Origin of the sequence: Acidaminobacter sp. JC074 (genome assembly GCF_022496765.1) — a bacterium.
GTDB lineage: Bacteria > Bacillota > Clostridia > Peptostreptococcales > Acidaminobacteraceae > JABXKX01.
This window is the reverse complement of record NZ_VANV01000009.1, coordinates 159,334-182,958: the sequence shown is the minus strand read 5'-3', so window position 1 is coordinate 182,958 and position 23,625 is coordinate 159,334. Positions and strand designations below refer to the sequence as shown.

The 23,625-nt window shown below is 35.6% G+C and carries 28 protein-coding genes; 22 read left to right on the top strand and 6 right to left on the bottom strand.

The window, feature by feature from the left end; genetic code table 11:
- Positions 1 to 71: 71 nt before the first annotated feature.
- From EZV73_RS11360 to EZV73_RS11350, 3 genes are all read left to right on the top strand, one after another.
- Complete coding sequence (locus EZV73_RS11360) at positions 72 to 350, top strand: cysteine-rich small domain-containing protein (RefSeq protein WP_240840433.1); 279 nt, start codon at positions 72 to 74, stop codon at positions 348 to 350.
- 103 nt (positions 351 to 453) lie between these two features.
- Entirely contained in the window at positions 454 to 2,409 is a 1,956-nt protein-coding gene (locus EZV73_RS11355) for an aldehyde ferredoxin oxidoreductase family protein (protein ID WP_240840432.1), read from the top strand.
- Positions 2,384 to 2,578 (top strand): MoaD/ThiS family protein, encoded by a 195-nt coding sequence (locus EZV73_RS11350; RefSeq protein ID WP_240840431.1) that lies wholly within the window; start codon positions 2,384 to 2,386, stop codon positions 2,576 to 2,578. Before EZV73_RS11355 ends, EZV73_RS11350 begins: the two co-directional genes overlap by 26 nt.
- A 12-nt stretch (positions 2,579 to 2,590) precedes the next feature.
- Here EZV73_RS11350 and EZV73_RS11345 read toward each other — a convergent pair whose 3' ends face one another.
- Positions 2,591 to 2,884, bottom strand: coding sequence for a helix-turn-helix domain-containing protein (locus tag EZV73_RS11345; RefSeq protein WP_240840626.1), 294 nt, complete (start codon positions 2,882 to 2,884; stop codon positions 2,591 to 2,593).
- Positions 2,885 to 2,923: 39 nt separating this feature from the next.
- Positions 2,924 to 3,742 (bottom strand): MerR family DNA-binding transcriptional regulator, encoded by an 819-nt coding sequence (locus tag EZV73_RS11340; RefSeq protein WP_240840430.1) that lies wholly within the window; start codon positions 3,740 to 3,742, stop codon positions 2,924 to 2,926.
- 128 nt (positions 3,743 to 3,870) lie between these two features.
- Here EZV73_RS11340 and EZV73_RS11335 point away from each other — a divergent pair, with 128 nt between their 5' ends.
- From EZV73_RS11335 to sdaAA, 3 genes are all read left to right on the top strand, one after another.
- Positions 3,871 to 5,061: an OFA family MFS transporter gene (locus EZV73_RS11335; RefSeq protein WP_240840429.1), complete on the top strand. Its 1,191-nt coding sequence runs from the start codon at positions 3,871 to 3,873 to the stop codon at positions 5,059 to 5,061.
- A gap of 116 nt (positions 5,062 to 5,177) precedes the next feature.
- Positions 5,178 to 5,864, top strand: coding sequence for an L-serine ammonia-lyase, iron-sulfur-dependent subunit beta (sdaAB, locus tag EZV73_RS11330; protein ID WP_240840428.1), 687 nt, complete (start codon positions 5,178 to 5,180; stop codon positions 5,862 to 5,864).
- Positions 5,857 to 6,711: an L-serine ammonia-lyase, iron-sulfur-dependent, subunit alpha gene (sdaAA, locus tag EZV73_RS11325; RefSeq protein WP_240840427.1), complete on the top strand. Its 855-nt coding sequence runs from the start codon at positions 5,857 to 5,859 to the stop codon at positions 6,709 to 6,711. Before sdaAB ends, sdaAA begins: the two co-directional genes overlap by 8 nt.
- 39 nt (positions 6,712 to 6,750) lie before the next feature.
- Here the strand turns inward: sdaAA and EZV73_RS11320 are convergent, their stop codons facing one another.
- Positions 6,751 to 7,683: a DMT family transporter gene (locus EZV73_RS11320; protein ID WP_240840426.1), complete on the bottom strand. Its 933-nt coding sequence runs from the start codon at positions 7,681 to 7,683 to the stop codon at positions 6,751 to 6,753.
- A gap of 93 nt (positions 7,684 to 7,776) precedes the next feature.
- On the opposite strand from EZV73_RS11320, the gene EZV73_RS11315 reads away from it, so the two are divergent.
- The 3 genes from EZV73_RS11315 to EZV73_RS11305 all read left to right on the top strand — a co-directional run bounded on the left by EZV73_RS11315 (position 7,777) and on the right by EZV73_RS11305 (position 10,355).
- Complete coding sequence (locus EZV73_RS11315) at positions 7,777 to 9,123, top strand: PLP-dependent aminotransferase family protein (protein ID WP_240840425.1); 1,347 nt, start codon at positions 7,777 to 7,779, stop codon at positions 9,121 to 9,123.
- A 118-nt stretch (positions 9,124 to 9,241) separates the two neighbouring features.
- The gene (locus tag EZV73_RS11310) at positions 9,242 to 9,589 is read left to right on the top strand and encodes a helix-turn-helix transcriptional regulator (RefSeq protein WP_240840424.1); all 348 of its coding nucleotides are present in this window, start codon (positions 9,242 to 9,244) and stop codon (positions 9,587 to 9,589) included.
- On the top strand, positions 9,582 to 10,355 hold the full coding sequence (locus EZV73_RS11305; protein ID WP_240840423.1) for a nitroreductase family protein: 774 nt from the start codon (positions 9,582 to 9,584) through the stop codon (positions 10,353 to 10,355). The genes EZV73_RS11310 and EZV73_RS11305 overlap by 8 nt, the downstream gene beginning before the upstream one ends.
- Before the next feature lie 24 nt (positions 10,356 to 10,379).
- Here the strand turns inward: EZV73_RS11305 and EZV73_RS11300 are convergent, their stop codons facing one another.
- Positions 10,380 to 10,616: an ATP-binding protein gene (locus EZV73_RS11300; protein WP_240840422.1), complete on the bottom strand. Its 237-nt coding sequence runs from the start codon at positions 10,614 to 10,616 to the stop codon at positions 10,380 to 10,382.
- Between the two features lie 133 nt (positions 10,617 to 10,749).
- Here EZV73_RS11300 and EZV73_RS11295 point away from each other — a divergent pair, with 133 nt between their 5' ends.
- The 4 genes from EZV73_RS11295 (at position 10,750) to EZV73_RS11280 (ending at position 12,492) form a co-directional block, all read left to right on the top strand.
- Complete coding sequence (locus EZV73_RS11295) at positions 10,750 to 11,058, top strand: helix-turn-helix transcriptional regulator (RefSeq protein ID WP_240840421.1); 309 nt, start codon at positions 10,750 to 10,752, stop codon at positions 11,056 to 11,058.
- Entirely contained in the window at positions 11,055 to 11,534 is a 480-nt protein-coding gene (locus EZV73_RS11290) for a permease (RefSeq protein WP_240840420.1), read from the top strand. The genes EZV73_RS11295 and EZV73_RS11290 overlap by 4 nt, the downstream gene beginning before the upstream one ends.
- The gene (locus EZV73_RS11285) at positions 11,525 to 12,052 is read left to right on the top strand and encodes a permease (RefSeq protein ID WP_240840419.1); all 528 of its coding nucleotides are present in this window, start codon (positions 11,525 to 11,527) and stop codon (positions 12,050 to 12,052) included. The genes EZV73_RS11290 and EZV73_RS11285 overlap by 10 nt, the downstream gene beginning before the upstream one ends.
- A 101-nt stretch (positions 12,053 to 12,153) precedes the next feature.
- Positions 12,154 to 12,492 (top strand): DUF6054 family protein, encoded by a 339-nt coding sequence (locus EZV73_RS11280; protein WP_240840418.1) that lies wholly within the window; start codon positions 12,154 to 12,156, stop codon positions 12,490 to 12,492.
- Between the two features lie 10 nt (positions 12,493 to 12,502).
- On the opposite strand, the gene EZV73_RS11275 is transcribed toward EZV73_RS11280, so the two are convergent.
- Both EZV73_RS11275 and EZV73_RS11270 read right to left on the bottom strand, forming a co-directional pair.
- Complete coding sequence (locus tag EZV73_RS11275; RefSeq protein WP_240840417.1) at positions 12,503 to 13,963, bottom strand: cell wall metabolism sensor histidine kinase WalK; 1,461 nt, start codon at positions 13,961 to 13,963, stop codon at positions 12,503 to 12,505.
- Positions 13,956 to 14,624 (bottom strand): response regulator, encoded by a 669-nt coding sequence (locus EZV73_RS11270; RefSeq protein ID WP_240840416.1) that lies wholly within the window; start codon positions 14,622 to 14,624, stop codon positions 13,956 to 13,958. Before EZV73_RS11270 ends, EZV73_RS11275 begins: the two co-directional genes overlap by 8 nt.
- Positions 14,625 to 14,748: 124 nt before the next feature.
- Between EZV73_RS11270 and EZV73_RS11265 the strand changes: the two genes are divergently transcribed.
- From EZV73_RS11265 to EZV73_RS11225, 9 genes are all read left to right on the top strand, one after another.
- Complete coding sequence (locus EZV73_RS11265) at positions 14,749 to 15,372, top strand: polyphosphate polymerase domain-containing protein (RefSeq protein ID WP_240840415.1); 624 nt, start codon at positions 14,749 to 14,751, stop codon at positions 15,370 to 15,372.
- A 9-nt stretch (positions 15,373 to 15,381) separates the two neighbouring features.
- On the top strand, positions 15,382 to 16,050 hold the full coding sequence (locus EZV73_RS11260; protein WP_240840414.1) for a DUF4956 domain-containing protein: 669 nt from the start codon (positions 15,382 to 15,384) through the stop codon (positions 16,048 to 16,050).
- Between the two features lie 9 nt (positions 16,051 to 16,059).
- Entirely contained in the window at positions 16,060 to 17,781 is a 1,722-nt protein-coding gene (locus EZV73_RS11255) for a CotH kinase family protein (RefSeq protein ID WP_240840413.1), read from the top strand.
- Positions 17,782 to 18,060: 279 nt separating this feature from the next.
- Complete coding sequence (gene abc-f / locus EZV73_RS11250; protein WP_240840412.1) at positions 18,061 to 19,914, top strand: ribosomal protection-like ABC-F family protein; 1,854 nt, start codon at positions 18,061 to 18,063, stop codon at positions 19,912 to 19,914.
- Position 19,915: 1 nt separating this feature from the next.
- Complete coding sequence (locus tag EZV73_RS11245; RefSeq protein ID WP_240840411.1) at positions 19,916 to 20,581, top strand: DUF429 domain-containing protein; 666 nt, start codon at positions 19,916 to 19,918, stop codon at positions 20,579 to 20,581.
- A 75-nt stretch (positions 20,582 to 20,656) separates the two neighbouring features.
- Positions 20,657 to 21,073 (top strand): hemerythrin domain-containing protein, encoded by a 417-nt coding sequence (locus EZV73_RS11240; RefSeq protein WP_240840410.1) that lies wholly within the window; start codon positions 20,657 to 20,659, stop codon positions 21,071 to 21,073.
- A gap of 60 nt (positions 21,074 to 21,133) precedes the next feature.
- A complete protein-coding gene (locus EZV73_RS11235; RefSeq protein ID WP_240840409.1) occupies positions 21,134 to 21,595 on the top strand; it encodes a flavodoxin family protein in 462 nt (153 codons plus the stop codon).
- 68 nt (positions 21,596 to 21,663) lie between these two features.
- Positions 21,664 to 22,227 (top strand): antibiotic biosynthesis monooxygenase, encoded by a 564-nt coding sequence (locus EZV73_RS11230; protein WP_240840408.1) that lies wholly within the window; start codon positions 21,664 to 21,666, stop codon positions 22,225 to 22,227.
- A 183-nt stretch (positions 22,228 to 22,410) separates the two neighbouring features.
- Positions 22,411 to 23,586, top strand: a complete 1,176-nt coding sequence (locus EZV73_RS11225) for a methyl-accepting chemotaxis protein (RefSeq protein WP_240840407.1) — start codon at positions 22,411 to 22,413, stop codon at positions 23,584 to 23,586.
- The last annotated feature ends 39 nt before the right edge of the window (positions 23,587 to 23,625 follow it).

The following is a 23,625-nucleotide window of genomic DNA, read 5'->3' as shown; positions in this document are numbered from 1 at the left end:
AGTTGTAGTTAATAAGCTGCTTTAGTGGTATGATGGATTCAGTAACGAATACAATATATAAAGGAGCAAGTATGGCAAACTATAAATTTAATCAAAATAAAAAGTGCGAGTATTTTCCATGTCACAAGGGCGTTGATGAGGATAAGTTTAACTGTTTGTTTTGTTATTGTCCACTTTTCATGTTAGGTGATGAATGCGGTGGTAATTTCTCTACAACACATGGTGTGAAGGATTGCTCGGGTTGTACAAAACCACACGATGAAAATTCTTATGATTTTGTCATGTCAAAGATGGGTGAAGTCATGAGAAGGGGTTCAAGTTTTATTAAAGGCAACAGATTTGAAGATTAAAAGATGTCCTGGTGATTGATTTCACCGGGATTTATTTTGTTTACAAAGAAAAGCTTTGTCAGTATAATAGGAGTGAGTGAATATTCACTCAAAGGAGGCTGGATTGAAAGCATATGCTGGTAAAGTACTAAAAATTGATTTATCCACACAAAAAACAAGTTTGTATCCTTGGACAGACAGTGATCGTGAGCGCTTTCTAGGTGGCAAGGTCATGGCAGCTAAAATCATCTATGATCTATTGGATGATAAGATTAAACCCTTATCAGAAGAAAATATAGTGGTCATTTCCACTGGCCCAATGACAGGTACGGGAGCACCAGCATCAAGTCGTTTTAATGTCTCTAGCATTTCACCTTTAACCGGTCTTATTACTTCATCCAATTGTGGTGGTGATTTCGGTTTGATGCTTAAAAAAACAGGTTATGATGCGCTGATTATATCTGGAAAAGCCTCAGACAAGGTCTGGCTTGAGTTGACAGAAGATTCTATAAGTTTTCATGATGCAAAGAGCTTGTGGGGCATGCATGTAGACCAGGTACAAGAAGCCTTACCCAAGCGGTATGGCAAGCTGGTAATAGGTCCTGCTGGTGAAAATCAAGTCAAGTATGCCGGTTTGTTTTCAGGAGAGAGAACAGCTGGACGTGGTGGTATTGGTGCAGTATTTGGTTATAAGAATTTAAAGGCCATAGCAACATTTGGAAAAATTAAAACACAGGTTTACGATTCGACGATTAAGTCATTTTATAAGAATTGGATAAGTAAGTTAAGGATGCATCCACTGACAGGGAAACAGCTACCGACTTTTGGAACAGCGGGGCTTTTAACCATCATGCATCATAACAATATACTAGCTACAAGAAATTTTAATGCAGGCAGGTACAATGACTTTGATAAGGTATCTGGTGAAAGTCTAAAAGAAAATCATGTAATTAAAAAAAAAGGCTGCATCACATGTCCCATACAGTGTGGTAGGCAGGTTAAAGTTCATGATAAAATAGTAAAAGGTCCAGAACTTGAAACCATTGGCTTGTTTGGGCCCAATATATTAAACAACAATTTAGAAGCCATTTGTAGATGGAACTTGGAATTAGATGAGTATGGTATGGATTCTATCAGTACTGCTGGTGTTATTGCCTTTGCTATGGAACTTAATGAAAAAGGTCTTTGGGACAATGGACTTGAATTCGGTAAAATAGATAATCTTTCTGAAATTATTAGAATGATAGCCTATAGAGAGGGCATTGGCAATGATTTGGCTGAAGGTGTAAAGTTTCTTTCTGACAAGTATGGTGGCCATGACTTTGCCATTCATTCTAAGGGTATGGAACTTTCTGCTTATGAACCAAGAGGTGCTGTTGGTCAAGGACTCGGTTATGCGGTTTCTAATAGGGGAGGCTGTCATTTGAATGCAGGTTATATTGTCTTGTTTGAAGGACTCAGTATGAATATGAATCCATATAAGACAACCAACAAAGCTGAATTTACCATCTTTAGTCAAGATATGATGGAAGCTTGTTCAGCGGCAGGACAATGTGTATTCACCCTTCAAATGATGTTGCCAAAAGATATTTTAGAAAAACCCAACTCAGGTTTAACTTCAGTGGCAAACAAGCTATTAACAACACCAATAACAGCCTTTATTATCAAGAGGTTGAACTATATGAAAAGCTTGCCTATTCACCTTCCGATGATTCCTCACAGTAAGGGCATCAAGCTTGCAACAGGTATGAAGATGGATCTTGGTAGATTTAAAACAATAGGAGAGAGAGGCTTTAACTTAGAGCGGATGATCAATTTAAAAAGAGGTCTTAAAGCTTCAGACGATGGGCTTCCAAAACGTTTGACCCATGAAGCGCAAGCAGGTGTGAGTGATGCAAAAGTACCTCTTGAATCACTTAAAAAGCAGTTCTATGCCTGCAGAGGTTGGGACCAAGAGGGGATACCAAAAGAAAAGACATTAAGGAAGTTAGGGTTATACGATGATCAATGTTTATTTTTATGGAAGTCTGAGAAGCTTGATGCAGACATCACAGATGAAGTTACAAGCAAACTCAGTTAAAGACTTAATAGACGTCATACATAATGATTCTGGCATCTCATGTAAAAGCCAATTAAAAAATGCCATTACCTTTGTCAATGATGTAAATTTTTTAAAACTCAAGAAATATAAAACACCACTAAAAACAGGAGACAAGGTTGCCTTTTTATCTCCAGCTAGTGGCGGTTAATTCTATTCAGGCCTATATAATAGGTCTATTTTTTTTACCCCAGTCAAACAAAAGATCCATAATAGGAATCAGGGTTTTACCTTTTTCCGTTAAAGAGTATTCAACCTTTGGAGGTACCTCTTTATAGATTTCTTTATGAATGATATCATCATTAACAAGTTCTTTTAACTGGTTAGACAGCATCTTATGGGTGATGCCGTTAACAGACCTCATCAGTTCATTAAAACGAATAACTTCATTGTCATAAATATGCCATAAAATCACCAGTTTCCATTTGCCGGCTATGGTGTTCATAGTGTATTCCATGGGGCATGTTATTTTAAACTCTTGTGTCACTTTAACTCCTTAATCTATTTTTCTAACAGGTATCTGAAGCTCTGTAATAAACTCTTCTGCAGATTCTGAGTAATCGTTGTCTACGATGTTGTTTTCGATAGAATCACCGTCAATCAAATAGCCATTCTCATTGATCCAGTCCACCAAGGTTCGGTAGTGTTTTACCAGATCTTCATAAGGACCAATAACGGTCATACAAGCATAGTCTTTTTTGGGTAGGCAGACAATATGGTCTTTGATGTCTAGATCAAGTGGATTGACTTCGACAAAGTATCTGAACTGATTAAAGATGCCGATTTCCATATCTTCTTTTGGCAAAGAGGTATGAACTTCCCCTTCTACCAACCAGGAAGATGACTTTAAATAATGACCAGTATTTTTAAAGATTTCAATGATTTCTGTTTCATCTTCTAAGCCTGTTGTTTTAATAAAAACACCATGGCGGTCTTCGATGGTTTGAATGTATATGGAATCCAGCTTTGTTTTGGATTGTTCAAAAAGTTCTAGTTTTGAGTTGATTTTATTTTTAAGATTTTGCAGTTGTTGGATCTTAAACTCCAACTCCTCATCTTTTTTCTTAAGCATGTTGAGAAGCCTATCAGCATTTTTATTGTTCATGTAATCTTCAATTTCACTGAGAGAAATATCTAAATTCTTAATAAATAAGATTCTACTGAGCTTAAACATGCTTGTTATATCGTAATACCTGTATTGGTTTTGATCGTCTTGTTCTGGCGTTAATAAACCAATCTTATCGTAATGTCTTAAGGTGTCTGTGCTTATATTAAAGATTTTTGCAAGCTCACCTATTCTAAATCTATTCTTCATAATTACTCGCTTTCTACAACCTATTTTAGCATAATTATTAGAAAATTGAAAAAATATCTTGACATTGGACCTACTCCAATGTTTATAGTCTTCTTATCAGCAATTATTTGTAAGAGAGAGGGGTAAAAATGTATACGATTAAAAATAAGTATCTTGTACTAATTGGGGCATTATTAGCTCAAGTAACAATCGCAGGTTTATACGCATGGAGTATTTTTGGTACGGCATTACAAACAGAGTACGGGTGGAGCAGTGACGCAACTTTCTTCCCATATGCACTTGCACAATTTGTATTTGCATTTTCTACATTGTTGTCTGGCCGTATAGTAGATAAGAAAGGTCCTAGAATGGCACTTCTTATTGGTGGTGTTTTATATGGTGGTGGTTTGATTTTATCATCATTTGTTAGATCGCCTGGTCTATTGTTTATCACATATGGTGTGATCACAGGTGCTGGTGTTGGTTTTGTTTATGTATGTCCATTATCAACATTAATCAAGTGGTTCCCTAAATACAAGGGTATGATTACAGGTTTATCTGTAGGTGTATTCGGTGGTGGATCAATCATCTTCAAGGAGATTTTATCAAGATCATTACTGACAAACACAGTTTCAGAAACATTTATGACATTAGGTATCATCTCAATGGCTTTAATTATTGTAGGTGGTTTACTTACAAACAACCCTGCTGGCTTTGTTAAGGCTTCTGCTACACGTGGTGAAGGTGATTATACAACAGCTGAGATGGTTAAAACTAAGAAGTTCAAGTTAACTTGGTTAATGTACTGGTTGGCTGTAATTCCAGGCTTACTGGTTCTTGGTGCAGCTAAGAATATCGGTATTGAAGTAGCTGGTTTAGAAGCTTCTGTAGCTGGTGGCGTTATTTCTTTATTAGCAATTGCCAATGCATCAAGTAGACTTGTATCAGGTACACTTTCTGATAAATTTGGTACTTTAAATATGTTAAAGGTTGTATTTGTTATTACAATCGCTTCATTGTTATCACTGAGCTTTATCTCAGGTTCAACAGTTATCTTCTATTTAGGAGCAGCTGGTGTTGCAGTGGGTTATGGTGGTTTCTTAGCACTCTTCCCAACATTTACAAACCAAGAGTTCGGTTCATTTAGATACGGTTCAAACTACGGGGTTATCTATCAAGCTTATGGTTTGGCAGCTCTAACAGGTATCTTTATCAAGAGACTTGCTGGATCTTACACAACAACATTCATTATTTCTGCAATTGCGGCAGCAATTGGTCTAGGTATTTCATTCATGATAAAAGAAAGAGCAGCAGAACAAAGTGTTAAGAAAGCTGCCTAATATTTATAATAAGCTTGGAGGTCACATAACTTATGTTATGTGGCTTCTTTTTTTGTTGCTAATAAACACTTTCTGTGTTACTTTTAATATTAAATAAAGAAATAAAGGAGTGTAATATGAGTCAATATTCTTTTTCTGATATATTGGGACCTATTATGATCGGTCCATCAAGTTCCCATACTGCAGGTGCAGCAAAGCTTGGACTTGTCGCAAAATACATAAATCATAAGACCTTTTCAAAAGTTGAGTTTTTATTACATGGCTCATTTGCTTCTACCTATAAAGGCCATGGTACAGACAAGGCCCTTATTGGCGGTATTTTAGGCTTTGAACCCTATGATGTAAGACTAAGAGATGCCTATGAACATGCAAAAGCTAGAAATATTGAAGTGTCATTTATGGAAACAGAACTTGAAGGCATGCATGAAAACAGTGTTGGTATGATATTTTATAATGACAATGGATCTATCAACAAGATCTATGGTTCTTCTTTAGGAGGCGGTGAAATTGTTATTAAAAGAATCAACGATTTTGTGGTTTCCTTTAAAGGTGATTTGCCGACGGTGATTATTAGACACCAGGATAAAAAAGGTGTCCTTAGTGTTTTGACCACTATTTTTGCAACTAGAAACATCAACATTGCAACCATGGAAGTCAGTCGTACGTCTAAAAATAAAGAAGCTTCTATTATTATAGAGTTAGACGATCCATTAAATGAGGGTGTTTTAGAACTGATTGAAAATATACCTCATGTAGAGAGTGTTAAATACATTGAAGTAGATAAAGGAGTTGGAGATGTATAAGAATGCTGAAGACTTTATAAAACTAGCCAACCAAGAAGGCATTGTTCAGACCATCCTTAAAAAAGAATATGAGTATTTTGAAAAGGACAGCATCAGTGTGTATGAAGAACTCTATAAGGTCCTGTCGGTAATGGAAAAGTCTACACGCCATGCCATAGAAGATCCTGAAAACTATAGAGGTCACATCATAGGTGGCGATGCCAAGAAGGTATCGGACTGTATGGCTTCCTATTCTGGCAAATGGGTTATGATGGCCATGAGTAAGGCCTTGTCTGCATCTGAAGTCAATGCCAGCATGGGTAGAATTTGTGCAGCCCCTACAGCAGGTTCTTGTGGTATCATTCCAGCAGCACTATTTACAGCCAAAGAGCAGCTAGGCCTTAGTACAAATGAAATGATGGACGGTTTACTGGTTGCATCCTTAATTGGTGAACTCATTACATCAAATGCAACTGTTTCAGGTGCAGAAGGCGGTTGTCAGGCCGAGTGTGGTTCTGCAGCAGCCATGGCAAGTGGTATGCTGGTTTACTTTAGATCAGGCAGCATTGAACAAGTATTTAATGCAGCAGCCATTTCACTCAAAAATGTTATGGGACTGGTTTGTGATCCCATTGCTGGTTTGGTAGAAGCACCATGTGCTAAGAGAAATGCATCAGGCGTTGTTAATGCTATGATTTCAGCAGATATGTCTCTTGCTGGCGTGAATTCTATTGTACCTTTTGACGAAGTGGTACAGGCCATGTATAAGGTAGGTAAATCTCTACCTAGAACCCTTAGAGAAACTGCCCTTGGAGGTATAGCTGTAAGTAAGACTGGTTTAGAAATCTCTAAGAAAATATATGACTAGGTTTGAGTCCTTGTTAATACTAAATGATCCTGACATTGTTCAGGATCTTTTTAGTAGGAGAGGTGTTTTCTTTTCAATTATGTTCGAGAAATTGCTACTAATAACGCCAATTAATATAAATGCACTGCCAATATAGTGGTTGATATAGAGTGGTTCAGATAGAAATACCGCTCCAGAAACAATGCTGATTAATGTAGATAAATTGGTATAAACACTGAACTTTGAAGGAGACAGATGCTTTAACGCATAATTTGAAAAGAGTGAAGTTCCAATCATTGCGATTACACCTGAATAGAGGATACAAACTGCATAGGTCACGGATTTAAATGCTTGTAGATATTCTATAAAAAATATCATCATATCATTTGATTCAATCAGTGCTATGATGTTAAAACCTATAAAACCGATGGTAATGTTTACAAAGGTTAGTTCGTGTATGCTGACGATTGTCACTGCTTTTTTCACAAGGATTGTATATATTGAAAAACTTAATGCAGACATAAACAAAAGCAATATGCCTAGTGAGTTACTTGAGAAGTTGAGAGTATCAAAATTACCGATGAAACCTATGAGTACACCCGATACAGATAAGAGGATACTCAAACTTTGTACAAGTGATGGTCGCTTACCAATCAGTGATATTAGAAGCATTGTAATAATTGGAATGGTTGCAAATATAATACCTGCCTCAGAAGAGCTTGCATATTTTAAACCGAAAGCTTGTAAGATAAAGAACATCAATGGATAAAATGGTGCTAGGGGGAGTATGGAAAGCATTTTCTTTCGTGTTATTTGAATACCTGTCTTAGTCAAATAAAAGTATGCAAGATAGACGACAAATGCGATGGTGAAACGATGAGCAAGTATGATGCTCGGAGAATCGTGTGGTATCATAAGTTTCGTTATTAAAAAAGATATACCTACAAAAATTGAATAGCCAAATGCGGCAATATGAGCTTTATTTATGTTCATGTGAACCTCCTTCTTGTAGCTTAATTGAACCATAAGGTGAGGTATGATACAATGAAACAAAAATAAACTGTAGCGCTACAATTCGGAGATTATATGTATAGATATTTAGAGATTGCCCAAGAGTTAGAAGAAAGTATAATAAGGTTAAACATAAAAGAAGGAGACCGTCTTTCATCGGTTCGTGAGATCTGTGACAGGTATCAGTGTCATCAAACAACAGCTTTAAAAGCTCTAAATTATTTAAAGAGCAAAGGTATTTTATATTCTATTCCTCAAAGTGGGTTTTACTTATCAAACACTAAAGAAGATGTTTATAATGAAGTAGCCCTAATTGATTTTCAAACAACATCACCCGATCAGAAGTTATTTCCCTATAAAGATTATCAACAGTGTGTCAATCAAGCTATTGAACAACATAGAAGTTCTTTATTTGAATACAGTGAACCTCAAGGTTATTTGCCATTGAAAAGGGCTGTAATGAAGCTGGTTACTGAAGATTTTATATTTACAGATGAAAAAAATATTGTTATTACAACTGGTATACAGCAAGGACTATCCATTTTATCAGAGATGGATCTACCTAATAATAGATCAACTATTTTGATTGAACAACCGACTTATCATCGTTATATTGAATATTTAAAATTAAATGGTGCACAAGTAATGACCATAAATAGAGATGCAAAGGGTATAGATTTAGAAGAACTTGAAAGTATGTTTGCAACATACAAGATTAAGTTTTTTTATATGATGCCAAGAGTGCATAATGTGTTTGGAACAAGTATAACTTCTTCTGACAAAAGAAAGATTATTGAATTAGCCTATAAGTATGATGTATATATTGTTGAAGATGATTATATGGCAGATTATATAGTGGATAAATCAAATGATCCTTTAATCACCTATGACTTTAATAAAACTCATGTCATTTATTTACGTAGTTTTTCAAAAATAATATTTCCAGGTTTGAGAGTAGGCTTTGCAGTATTACCTAGCCGACTAACTCGAGATTTTGAAGAAAAGAAATATTATAGTGATATGGGTACTTCTCTTTTAGCTCAAGCCACTTTATGTATATACATCAATAATAGAATGTATGAGAGACATTTGATGAAGATGAGACAACTTTATACCAACAGATCAATTAAGATGCGAAAAAGCCTTCAAACTCATATGATAAGAGGAACTTACTCCACGACTGGATCATCAATTGTACAAACTTGTTTAATATTATCAAAAGGTTATTCAAGAAAGAAGCTAGAAAAAGCAAGTATTAAAGTTGCCGATATTAGTAAGTTTTATTTTAATGAGACTGATGTTATAAAAGAATACTTACCTATCAATGTTTCAAATTTACATGTGAATTCTATTGAATATGGAATCAACAAACTGATAAAAGTATTAAACCTTCAAGTATTAACGGATATTCCGACAGAATAATTACCTCCACTAGCTTATTTGATTCTAATGGTCTTGAATTTCTTTCCCAATGTTTCTTTTATTTGAATGTGTGGTATGATACAAGCAATGGTTTAAAAATTTGAACGAAAGGTAGTTTATGATTGATCAAAAGCTAGAAGAGCTAAAAGAAGATTTTAAGAAGAATCAAGACCTGCTTAGAGCTGTAGGTGATACGACGAGGCAGTCCATTATACTTGCTTTATTTGAAACAACATGTACAACAGGTATGAGAGTCGGAGAAATCACTCAAAGAACCCATTTATCAAGACCAGCTGTTTCACATCATTTAAAGATTTTAAAAGAAGCAGGTGTGGTCACCATAAGAAAAGAAGGGACTAAAAACTTCTATGCCATGGATCTAGATGATAAGATTCATGACTTGTATGATTTGGTTTATCATATGAAGTTGTTAACGGATTATAAGAAGGGAAGCGTTAATGGATAAGAAAGTATGTATAGATGATAAGTGCATAGGCTGTGGCCTTTGTGTAAAGGATTGTCCAAGTCTTGCTATAAAGATTGAAAACAATAGGGCCATTGTTATAAAGGAGAACTGCATCATGTGTGGCCACTGTGTAGCCATATGTCCGACTGAGGCTGTATCTATAGAGGGTTATGATATGTCGGAAGTAGAAGAAATAGATGGTAACATCAGCTTATCAAGTGAAGAGTTATTACATAAGTTAAAAGGTCTTCGTTCTATTAGGCATTTTAAAGACCAAGCAGTCGACGATGACATTGTTAAGAACATCATTGAGGCAGGCAGGTATTCATCAACTGCTAAGAACAGTCAAGCTGTCAGATACATTGTTTTAAAAGATCAAATCACGTCCTATGAAAATATGGTTTTGCCAATCTTTCAAAAGCTCCAGAAATTTCTTGCTGTATTTGGTAACAATTATATTAAGGACTTTGATTTTAGCCAAGGTTTTTTATTTAAAGATGCACCTGTTGTTATACTTGTTGTCGCGGAGCATCATCTAGATGCAGGTCTTGCTGCTAAGGCTATGGAACTGATGGCTGATTCATATGGATTGGGTTCACTATATGTAGGTTTCTTTACCTATGTAGCCAACTTTAGTAGAAAGATCAAAAGGAAGTTATCTATTGGTCGAAAGGAAAAGATTGTTGCCTGTCTTGCAGTCGGTTATCCAGATATTAAATATAAACGTACGGTACCAAGAAATAAAGCAAAAATTAGCTGGATGTAGAAAATGACGCCTTTTGGCGTCATTTTAATGTCCACATGAACCTTTAACAATACTGAATAATGTCGGTTCTGAATAATATGAAATTGCACCTACAGGGCATAAAGCACTACAACATTCACATCTAAATGAGCAGTTGTCAGGTTGGATAACTGTAGCGACAGTCTTTGTATTGTCGTACACGCCTTTTTTACATCTTTCGATGCACTTACCACATTCAATGCAGTCTTCTTCATTAATGATTGGATACCAGTTTTTAGCCATAATACTTCCTTTCTATGAATACTATATTAGTTGAATAAATGTTTTTTTGCAAGGAAGTGTTGACATTCTTAAGCTATGGATGTAATCTAATTAAGTAATTAATTAATTAGTTAATCAATTAATCGGAGGAAATATGATAGATAAGTTAAAGGCACTGGGAGATGAAAACAGGTATTGGATCATACGTCTTCTTTTGGAGAAGAAGCATTGTGTAAGAGCACTATCGACAAAGATTGGCATATCAGAGCCTGCTGTTTCTCAACACTTGAAGATTTTAAAGGCCTGTGGCTTGGTAACAGGGCAAAAGTCAGGTTACTACATGCACTACCATGTAAATAAAGAAGCCTTAGAAGATGTTATTGAAGAAATATCGCTTTTACTAACCATTGAACCATCTGATGAAATAATGAATAAGAAATGTTGTCATGGAGGAGAAAAATGATGTACTTGATAGCCTTAGGGCTTTTACTCCTATCTTTTTTCAAAGATAAGAAAAAAACTAAAATGGCACTTAAAAAGGCATGGAAATCATTTATGAATATTTTACCCAAGTTTTTAGGTGTTATCGGCCTGGTTGGTATCATGTTGGCTGTATTTGATGAAGAAGTGATTTCTACCTTAATTGGTGCTGAATCAGGTTTTGTAGGAACAATACTTGCAAGTGTCATTGGAGCAATTACTTTAATACCTGGCTTTGTTGCCTTTCCTACTGCCAAGGTTCTATTGGATAATGGGGCAGGCTACATGCAGATTGGTGTTTTCGTTTCAACACTGATGATGGTTGGGATTATGACCATGCCAGTGGAAATTGAGTATTTTGGCAAGAAGGTAACACTTATTAGAAATGGCTTAGCCTTTCTATTATCTTTTGTAGTAGCATTTTTTATTGGGAAAGTAGCAGGTGGCGTATGGTTTTAAAGAAATATAGATTTCCTATTATTATGACTATTTCAATGGTTATTTTATACTTGATCAATCATGAGTTGGGAAAAAAGGCAGCTGAGATCACAAGCAATTCAATTCTTGAGATGGTATCGATACTGCCACCCGTATTTATCTTACTGGGTCTACTGGATGTATGGATTCCTAAAGAAACCATGATCAAATTTCTTGGAGAACATTCAGGTATATTAGGTGTGGTAATTTCCTTTATAATGGGATCAGCTGCAGCAGGTCCACTTTATGGCGCCTTTCCTATAGCAGCTGTGTTGATGAAAAAGGGGGCAAAGTTTTCAAATGTACTTATATTTATAGGGGCATGGTCAACAACTAAGATTCCCATGTTTATGTTTGAAATTACTTCGTTAGGACCTAGATTTGCCATAACAAGATTGGTTGTTGATATCATAGGTATCATGATCATAGCCTATGTGATTCAAAAGCTTGTATCTAAAGAAGAGGTTAAAGCCATCTATGACAAGGCTGAGACTATGTAAATCTTATGGTTTGCTTAAAGAAATAAGGATTTTCTTAACTTCTTACTTTGTCCATAATACTTAGAATCAGTATCTGATATAGTGAGGATAGGGAGGTCATGATGGATAGATTAAATTTTAGAGTCAAGCTTTCTCCAGACCAAGCAGCCAATGAGCTTGAATCATACATTGTCAGCAAAAGTGTGAGTACGGAGTTGATTGATCGCTATGAACAAAACTCAAGTGAGCATATGGTCATTGTACTTGTATTTGAAAAGTACTATATGAGAAACTCCAGTAGAGCGTCACTGACGGTCACCATTGAGAATTTGTCTGATGTAACCTGTGTACATGCTGTAGGATCTGGTGGTGGACAAGGTGCCATCTTTAAGTTTGATTGGGGGGCTGGTGCAAGTTTTGTAGAAGAGGTGAATAAAGCCTTAAGTGAATATAGGTATTAAAAAAGCAAACTTAGTTTGCTTTTTTTAGTGTAAACCAAAATACAATGGTTCCATTATCTTGATCAATACCATACTTGGATTTATGTGCATCTAAAATTGCTTTAACAATTGAAAGACCTAAACCATGACCGCCTTGGTGTCTGGTTCTTGCTTTATCTCTTTTGTAGAAGCTATCCCATAAAGATTCAAGTTCCTCTTGGCTGAATACTTCAGATGTATTTGAAATGAATATCTTGATAAAAGTGCCTATGTCTTCTGTCTTTGCATGAACCTCTTTAGGAGCCTTTGAATGATAAATGGCATTGGTTAGTAGGTTGCTGACAACACGTTCAATTAATACCTGATCGCCTTCTAGCTCATAAGACGCTAGGCTTGATGTATAAAGGACATGCTTTTCATCAATAAGGGTTTTAAGTGACTGCCTTTGTGCTTCTATCAGTTCCTTTATATCGAACTTGTGATGATTGACAATTAAATGACCATTTTCAATTTGTTCAATATCTAAGATTCTTTCAATAAGCTCATTCATCTTATGAGATTCATCTAAAATAATAGAGGTATAGTTTTCTATGTTCTCTGGTTTTTCATGAATCATGATGTTTAAGCCTTCAGCGTAGCCTTGAATAAGTGCTAGAGGTGTTTTAAGTTCATGAGAAACATTCTTTAAAAGTTCGGTTCTTTTATCTGCTAGTATCTGTTTTTCTTTGGCTTCCTTTTCTAAGTCGATGTTCTTCTGGTTCAAGCTTTCAAGTGCATTTGAGAGTTCAAAAGACAACTCATTGATGGATAAGGAGAGTTGACCAATTTCATCGTTACTATTTATTTGACATGTTTTATCAAACTCAAAGTTTTTCATTTGTTTGGTGACCTCATTCATCTCAACAATGGGCTGGGTAAATGACTTAGATATCATATAGGCTAGACCAAGCGCTAAGAGAAATATAAGTGTGCCTATGATTAAGAGAAAAGAGTTGATGATATCAATATTGGCTTCTATAGCAGCTAATGGGAAATAGAGGGTAATTGAATAACCATTATCAAGCATACCTTCTAAAACAAAAGCTCGCATGCCATTGTTTATATCTGAAGTGACATAAATTGTTTGTTTGTCGTTGATGACTTCTTCAGACTCAATAAGCAGTTTTGGTCCTCTCGGATCAGGCGGACTGGTTTTGAACTTATGATACTGGTCTATTCTTGGATTAGTAGAGTAAATGATTTCTTTATCAGAGTTACCAATGATGATTTCAAAGCGTGTCTTGGCTTCAATAACATTGAGACCATAAAGGGATTCATTGTACTCGCTTTCATCCATATCGTTGATTTGATTGTATATTTCTATTAAAGTATCTTGCTTGCTAGACTTATAAAAGGGCTCTAAGAATATGGTGTTTGAAATTATAAGAAGTCCGATTAACAAGATGGTTAAAGATCCAATCTGCATAAAAAGTTTTCTTCTGATACTAGTCATGATGCACCTCAAATCTATAGCCCAGTCCTCTTATGGTTTCAATATAATAAGAGGCCTTTTTGAGTTTGATTCTCAGTCTGTTAATGGTCGTATCCACCGTCCTATCTGTACCAATGTAGTCTTGTCCCCAGACGGCATCTAAGAGGGCATTTCTTGAAAAGACAAGGCCCTTGTTGTCTATGAAATGAAGCAGTAACTTATATTCTGTAGAGGATAAGTCCAGTTTATCTTCATCGAGATAGATAAGAGCCTGATCTCTTTTGATTTGAATATGACCATATATCTCTGGCTTGTCATCATGATAGGTTCTTTTCATTAAAGCTGTTACCCTTGCTCTAAGTATAGAGGGACTAAAGGGCTTTTTGATGTACTCATCCGCCCCAGATATAAAGCCAGTCAACTCATCGAGTTCTGTTGTCTTAGCTGTTAAAAGGATGATGGGTATTTGACTTTTTTCTTTAATGATAGGAATTAAATCAAGGCCTGTATAACCAGGCATCATTATATCCAGTATAGCCATATCGATGGCTTCTTTATTTAATAGATCAAAGGCTTCTTTACCATCTGAGGCAAGGATGACTTCATATTCAGTAGATAAAAAATCTTTTATTAACATAAGCATACGAGGTTCATCGTCTGCAACAAGTATTTTTCTTTTCATAAATCACTCTCCTGACTTTATTGTACCCTAAATGTGTCACAAGTATGTCACAAACTTTTCTTAATGTGTCAACGTGATGTGATAGAGACTTGTTAGACTTGACTTACAAAGAAGGGAGGCATAGATGTACAGACATGAAATTAAGTATGTGATTGATTATCACGATTTTATAATATACAAACATCGTTTAGATGGTGTTCTTAAAAGAGATCCATACAGCCAGGACAAGGCTTATACAATAACCAGTTTGTATTATGATGATCACTATGATACTGCTTTAAAGGAAAAAGTAGAAGGTTATGCGTCAAGGTATAAGTATAGACTGCGTTATTACAACTCTGATTACTCTAGAATAAAGCTTGAGAAAAAATCGAAAACCGAGCAAATGACGCATAAGAAGAGTGTTTGGGTTGAAGAAAATTATGAACTGAATCGAGAATTTGAGTTTCTTATTAAATATGGTGTCATTAAGCCAGTATCCTTGGTGAGGTATGAAAGACTTGCTTACGTTCATCCCCTCGGTAATTTGCGTATTACCTTTGATATGAATGTAAGAGGGGTCAAACATGGACCAGACCTCTTTGATTCAGAGGACAAGTACAGCCCTTTATTAAAGGATAATCATGTCATTATGGAAGTTAAGTTTAATGGTGTGTTACCAGATTTTATTTGTAGGTTATTAGAATCGAATAGGCATATGCAGACTTCATCATCCAAATATGTTTTTTCGAGATTAGCAATTGTATAGGAGGCTATTATGTCATTTCAAGATATTTTTAATGCAGGTTTTTTAGAAGGTGTTTCATCTTTATCGGTGGTTGATATAAGTATAACTTTAATTTTATCCTTTGTGGTAGGCTTATTTATTTATCAGGTTTATAAAAACAGCTATCAAAGTGTGGTCTATACCAAAAGTTTTTCTGTGTCACTGGTTATGATGACCATGGTAACATCTTTGGTTATTTTAGCAGTAACAGCAAATGTCGTTTTATCTCTTGGTATGGTTGGTGCCCTATCAATTGTAAGATTCAGAGCTGCCATAAAAGATCCTATGGACATTGTCTTTATGTTTTGGTCAATAGCTGTAGGTATTGTAATAGGTGCAGGATTCTATCTACTGGCCATTATAGGTTCCATAGTAATCGGTGCCATGATCATCTTGTTGAATATGAATGTTGTGACAGCAAAACCTTATTTGCTTGTTTTATCAGCAGAAAATCACGATGTAGAAAAATTGGCATTAGACAAAATAAAGTCAAGTGTGGGTAAATACCAGGTTAAGACAAAAACAGTCCGTTCTGATATTGTTGAGTTGATGATTGAGTTAAGGGTCAAGGAAGATCAAATGGGTCTAATCAACAAGTTACTTGAGATCAATGGTATTTTACAAGCATCACTTATCAGCAGTCATGAGTACTCAGTTTAGGAGGTTCCTATGAGGTGGATGAAGAGCACAGCACTTATTGTTTTGACTTTGGTTGTTTTACTTGCTATTCAATCCCTAGTTGGTGCAAATACTCAAAGTGACTACAATGCAGATACCCTTATATTTCCTCATGATCAAGTTGTGGAAGTAAACATAAGAATGGCTCCAGAGGATTTGGATGATTTAAACCTTAATGCCATGAATGAAACTGTTTATATGGCAGACATCACTTATAACGGTGTCAGTATAGAAAGTGTTGGTATAAGGGCTAAAGGCAATTCCAGTTTAAAGTCGGTTGCAAATAGTGTCAGCGACCGTTATAGTTTCAAACTTGATTTTGATGAGTACATTGATGAACAATCCTTTCTTGGTCTAGAGAAACTCAACTTGAATAATCTGTTTTCTGATCCTTCCATGATGGCTGAGTACTTGTCTTATGAAGCCCTTGATTCCATAGGTGCTGATGTTGCAAGAACAACTTATGTTAACTTGACCATCAATGGTGAACTCCAGGGCTTGTATCTTGCTGTAGAAGAAGTAGACGAAGCCTTTGTTATCAATCACTATGGCAATGCCAATGGAGAGCTTTACAAGCCAGAAATGGGTGGTGGTGCCGACTTGAGTGTATCAGATGATTACTCTGGTATTGTAGATGAGTTTGGCTCGGATGATTTGAGTCATTTTGAAACTCTAGTTGAGGCCATCGAAGCAGGCGATGTATCAGAGATTATGAATACAGACAGCTTCTTAAAGTATTTAGCTGTAAGCTCAATGATGATTCACTTTGATGCTTATCAAGGCGGCATGTTTCATAATTATTATCTTTATTATAACGATGGTGCCTTTGAATGGATTTCATGGGATTTAAATATGACCTTTAACGGTTTTCCAATGTCAGGCTTAACAGATGAAGAGGCCATTAAGGTCTACATTGATGAACCCGTTATCGGGGATATGAGTCAGTATCCTTTGGTTGAAACGGTTTTATCTGATGATGAGAATCTTTCAAAATACCATGATTATCTAAGTATGCTCATGAATGATTATTTAAATGATGACATTTTTGAACAAAGAGTACTAGAGGTCTACACTATGATCAAATCTTATGTGTCACTTGACCCAACTTCTTTTTACTCATATGAAGAGTTTGATCAAGCTATTTTTGGAAGTGACAGCATCATTGATTTTATGAAAGCAAGAAATGAAAATGTGGCCATGCAGTTGAGCGGACAGATAGAATCTAGTAACAATGGACAAGGCAACGGCGGATCGGGCGGCATGAGAAAACCAGGTGATGGTCAAGTACAAGGTGGCCAAAAAGATGGTCCTATGAATCAAGCACCTGATATGACCCTTCTAGTTGAGATTATTGGAAGAGACAAGATTGATTCTGATATCTTAAAACTCATTGAAGCAGGCGAACAAGTACCAAGAGAAACCATGAAATCACTGATGGATCAGCTGACACAAGATCAAAGAGCTCAACTGATAGGTGGACAAGATCCTATGATGGGAGATCAACAAACAAGAAATGTTGAGGGCCCTGGTCAAGAGTTGCAAGGTCCTGGTGGAGAAATGCAGGTTCCTGATAGAGAGATGCAGGGACAAAAAACTTTAGAAGCTGATATGGAGGTAGCTGATAGCTTACAAAGAGATTCGATTATTTTAGCAGGTTTGTTTTCTATTATTCTTGTTGCCATGTCTTTTGTTTTAATGAAGCACAGAAGGTAGGTAGTCTTTTAAAATAAAGTCTACCTATTTTTTTTGTATGATCTTGTTATACTTAAAATGAGAAAATATATAAGGAGAATATAAATTTATGACACCAGATCGCAAGTAATCATAGATTACAACTTAAAAAGTACGAGGGCTCTAAGGGTCTTTTTGTCGTACAGTTTTAAGTAGACAGCGAGAAGTGTGATAAACATGTTTTTTTGCTGTGGAGAAATTCACAGCTTTTTATATTATTTAGCTTCTTCTGTCTACACAGATGATAGAAAGAAGGCACAAATGTTAGAATTATCGTTAAATCAAATTATGAAACATATGGGGACAAACCTCATTTTAAAAGATGTTAATTTTCATGTTTATGAAGGTGATGTAGTCGGACTGATTGGCGAAAACGGATCAGGTAAATCCACTATTTTAAAGTTAATCGCCGGTATTGAAAAGTTAAAACTCTTTCCAGGTTCATGGAGCCCTGGCTATGACTATGGCTGGATATCTTTACCTAGACACATTAGGGTGGCTTATCTAGACCAAATGCCAGAATATGAAGGTGATCACACTGTTAAAGAAGTCATAGAAATGGCATTTTCGGATGTTTATAAGATTGAAAAAGAGATGAGAGACCTAGAAGTTAAGATGTCGGGGACTGAGGATTTAGATGCTGTTTTAAGTAGATACTCTAAGATCTCGAGTGAATATGAATCACTAGACGGTTACAATATTGAGGCAAAGATCTCTAAAGTCGTAACTGGTATGAAGTTTACAGAGAGTTTTTTAGAACAGAAATTTTCAAGTCTAAGCGGTGGTGAAAAAACAAGTGTAGAGCTGGCTAAAACTTTAGCCCTAAAGCCTGAAATTCTCTTATTAGATGAGCCAACCAATCATTTGGATGTAGAGGTTATAGAATGGTTAGAAGACTATATTAAATCTTATAAAGGGATTGTGATGATTGTGTCCCATGACCGCTATTTTTTAGACCAGGTGACCAATAAAACATTGGAGATAGAGTTCTTAACCACCAAGATGTATAAAGGCAATTATTCAGCTTACAAGTATCAAAAGGATGAGCTTCTTCGTATTCAAGATGCAGATTATCATGAACAGCAAAAGCTTATAAAATCTATGAAAAAACAGATTCAGGAACTGAGACAGTGGGCTATGAAATCGGACAATAATAAATTTTTTCAAAGAGCTGCCAGTATTCAAATAAAGCTTGATAAGATGAAAATTATCAAGAAACCTGTTTTTGAAAAAAGAAACATGCGATTGGATCTATCTTTTGAAGACCGTTCAGGTAAAGAAGCCATTATCATTGAAAACTTATCTAAATCATATGATAAAAAGATTTTAGATAATATTTCTCATCTGATTGGCTATGGTGACCATGTGGCCCTAGTCGGTGGAAATGGCAGTGGTAAATCGACACTGATTAAGCTTTTAATGGGTCTTACATCACCAGATAGTGGTACAATAAGACTAGGCGCAAATGTTAAAGCCGGCTACTTGCCTCAGCATATTAGTTTTCACAATGAAGACTTGTCAGTTTTGGACTTGTTCAGGGAGACTTTTGTTATTCATGAGGGACCGGCAAGGGAATATCTGTCTAAGTATATGTTCTACGGTAAAGATGTTTTTACAGAAGTTAAAGGTCTATCAGGTGGAGAGAGGATTCGTCTTAAGCTTGCCATGCTTTTATATAACAAGGTCAACATGCTAATATTAGATGAGCCGACCAATCATTTAGACATAGAGACCATTGAGACTTTAGAAAAAGCCTTAGAAAACTTTGAAGGTACCCTATTGTTTGTCTCTCATGACAGATACTTTATCAACAGACTCGCAAAAAAGTGCCTGGCACTTAAAGATGGCAGGCTTTTATCCTTTGATGATTATAAGGCCTATAGAAAGTCACTTGTAAGAAAAGCTGAGATAAAACCTGTGGTAAAAAAGGTGGTTAAAAAGACTTCCCTTAAAGAAAAAGATTATGAAAAGGAGCTGACAGAGCTTGAAGAAGCATACAGTCAGCTTGAAGATAAGATGGTTAAGGAAAAGGACTATCTTGAGCTTATGAAGTTAGAAGAAGACAAGACCCTTTTATCCAAGAAAATAGATTTGCTCTATCAAGAGTGGAGGTAGGATGTATTACATTGGCATAGACCTGGCATGGACAGAAAAAAATGAAACAGGCATTTGTATATTAGAGGATAATAAATGCATTTACTTGGAATCAAAAGTATTTACAGATGATGAGATAGTAGGGCTGATATTAGATTATCAACCCTCAGTAGTCTCTATAGATGCTCCTCTTGTGGTTAAGAACGAAAAAGGTGGCAGGTCTGTAGACAGTCTGTTAATGAAAACGCCTATTCATGGAAGATACTTAAAACTCTATGCGACTTCAAGGTCTTATATGTTAAGGGTCTTTCAAACAATTAGGGGTGAAAAGATACTTGAAAAAGTCTCTTCACTAAAGCTTGGAAAAGATATAGTAGAAACATATCCTACAGGGATCTACCTGTCTTTGTTCCCAGACTTGTTTGAAAATAAATATAAGTTGTCTTCTAAAAAGTCTTTGGAAGAAATCAAGTCAAATGCCAATAAGCTCTTACAAGCACTTGGCCAGTCTTTTGACTTTGAGCTGAAACTTGATGGCATTCAAACAAAAAAAGATTACAAACACACAGAGGATATGATTGATGGTCTTTTATGCGCTGTAAACTCCTATTACTTAGCTCATCATAAAGGCAGTGTTTTTAAAGATGACAGTGGCTGCATTTCCTTACCGATAATTTTAGACTTGTAATTTAAGTTACAGATTTATTTTTACAACTTTGGTACACTTTCTTTAGGAAGTAATTAAGAAAGCGAGAGGTGTATGATGAAAAAGTTTGAACAGATGAAAGAGGCTCATGCCAACATATATGAAATTATGAAGGAAACAGAAGTATTATTAAAAGATGTGGAAGCTAACGCAGGTATGATTTCAAAAAACATCAGCAAACTAGCAGGCGTTCTAAAAATTCATTTAAGCAATGAAGATCGTTTCTTATATCCAAAGATGAAAGAAAATGCAGACACCAAATTGAAGCGACTAGCGACACAATACGAAAATGAAATGGGAGAACTGAGTCCTGTCTTTATGGCTTTTAAAGACAAGTACAATACGTCTTCTAAGATCTTAAGTCAGCTAGACAATGCTGAAAAAGAAATAAAAGATGTCTTTAATAAGGTTCGTAAAAGAATGGATAAAGAAGATCATGAACTGTATCCTTTAGCTGAAAATGTAATGAGATAATGAAACTTTTATCATTTTCATGTGTATCTATAAGTATAGGGAACTAATTTAGGAGGATGCATGATGAATAAGAGTTTGATAATAGTTTATTCCTACCATCATAATAATACGAGACAAGTAGCTGAAAAGATGGCAAGCATTTTGAAGGCTGAGATTATCACTCCTGAACAAATTAGTTCAGTTGTTTTAACTGAATATGACCTTATTGGTTTTGGTGCGGGTATTGACAGTGGTCATCATTACTTGCCTTTACTTGAATGTGCTAAATCACTGAGTTTGAGCAAATCTAAAAAGGTATTCATCTTTTCTACAAGCGCTGTTCAGGGTGAAAACAAAGTCTATAAAGATCATACTGCCTTGCGAAATATATTAAAAAGTAAGGGATGTAAGGTTTTAGGTGAGTTTTCATGTAAAGGTTATAATACAAATAGTTTTTTAAGGTTTTTCGGTGGCATGAACAAATCTCATCCTAATGAAGAAGATTTGGAAAATGCCATAGATTTTGCAAAAGGGTTGGTATAAGAATATGATAGCCGAAAACTGCTAGCGTTAAAAAAACTGCTCCTGTATTGTATTTACAGGAGGCTGATATGATTACAGTATTATTTGAAGTAGTGACCAAAGAAGGCTGTTTCGAAGATTATCTAGAGACAGCAGCAGGACTAAAACCTGAACTCAATAAGTATACAGGTTTATTACATGGTGAAAGATTTGAATCTTTAACCCAAGATGACAAGCTGTTAAGTTTATCAAGATGGGAAAGTGAAGAAGCTTTGGTGAAATGGCGAAATGACAGCAAACACAGAATAGCTCAAGACAAAGGCATGCATCAAGTCTTTGAGACTTATACCATTACAGTGGCTGATGACCGAGTTCATGAAGACCAAAAGGTGGTCTTGGTTAGAACAGAGGAGTATACCAAGCTTATGAACCATCTTAAAGGATTGGATCTTAATATCACCTATGATGCATACAAGAGCTTGACTGACAGCAGCATGCTTTGTTTGATTCATGCTTTATCTCATGTAAGTGATGATTTGATTGCATCAATTAAACCCTTTAGGGTAAATATAGACGATTACTATGTTATAAGAAAGTACACCATAGATCAAAGAGAGCATGCACCGAGAGACTCAAATAAATATCTTTTGTAAATCCTGAGTAGAAATACTCAGTTTTTTTTGTCCAAATGACATAAAAAGTGACCATTTTTTCTCAACATGTGTATTAAGGCTTATTAAGTATGGCTTATCTGATACAATAGATTCACATTTTGTTTATAGATTGTTTATTCTAGACTGCTATAGTAGGAATACACTATTTTGAAAGGACATGATATGAGACATCGTTATTCAGTTACCTACCTGTTAATAGGCATTTTATTTGGTATGTGTTTTCCAGTAGGCGCATTAGTTTTAGATTTTATCATCCATGATATGAGTTTTAGTATGATTAATTTTAGAGAAGTTGTATCCAATAATCCGCTTCACTATATGATTTTTTCAGCACCGCTATTTTTAGGTCTGTTTGCCTTATTAGGAGGTGTTAGCAGAGACAAGGCCTACAAAACCCTATTAAAGATGGAAAAAATGCTTTTGGACCTAGAATCGTCACAAGACGAAAACAACAAACTTTTAAAGGAGCTAGGACGCAAGCATGACATACAATCTAAGGTTATGGATGAAATCCACATGACCACTAAAGTTTTATCTGATACTGGCAGTACGCTGACAACAACAATGGATACTGTTTCTATACATGAGGAGAAACTTCACGATTCACATCAAGCTATTTCATCAGACATCAAGACCATCAATACCTATATTGGTGATTTGGTCCAAACTACCAAAGATGACTTTACACTGATTTCTGGTATGCATGAAATCTGTCTGGCTATGAATGAAAATGCTTTAGAAAACTATGAGGTTTCCAAAGAAACATCATGCCTTATAGAGGAAAATTACCAGATGTTTTCTAAATTATATGAGGAATCCAAAGAAGCAGGACAAGCTATTCAGTTGGTTAATCAGATATCTAAGCAGATCGATCTATTATCGCTGAATGCTTCCATTGAAGCTGCTCGAGTAGGGGCTCTAGGTAAGGGATTTATGGTTATCGCAGATGAAATAAAAAAATTATCATCACAAACACAGGAGGCGACACTTCACATTGATGCTAGTGTTGGATCAATGATTCAAAAAATGGATGACATGAACGGCAAGATGTCTAAAATACTAGACAATGGCTTGTTGTTGGATAAGACAAGCTCGGAATCTCTAAAAGCATTTAAGGCTGTGTGTACGAACTCATCACAGTTATACACTAATTTTTCGAGTCACAACGAAAATACAGACCTTCTTAATCATGTGAGCGATCGACTAGAATTCTTGATGAAAAACGCTTCTAATCATACCAGTGATTTATCCATGAGTTTACAATCGAGTAAAACGGCCATCAACAACAATGACAATAGGGTCATTGAGTTAAAAGAAATATTGACTAAAATCGGTTAAATTCTGCTTAGGCAGGATTTTTTCTTTTTTTTTGGTGTA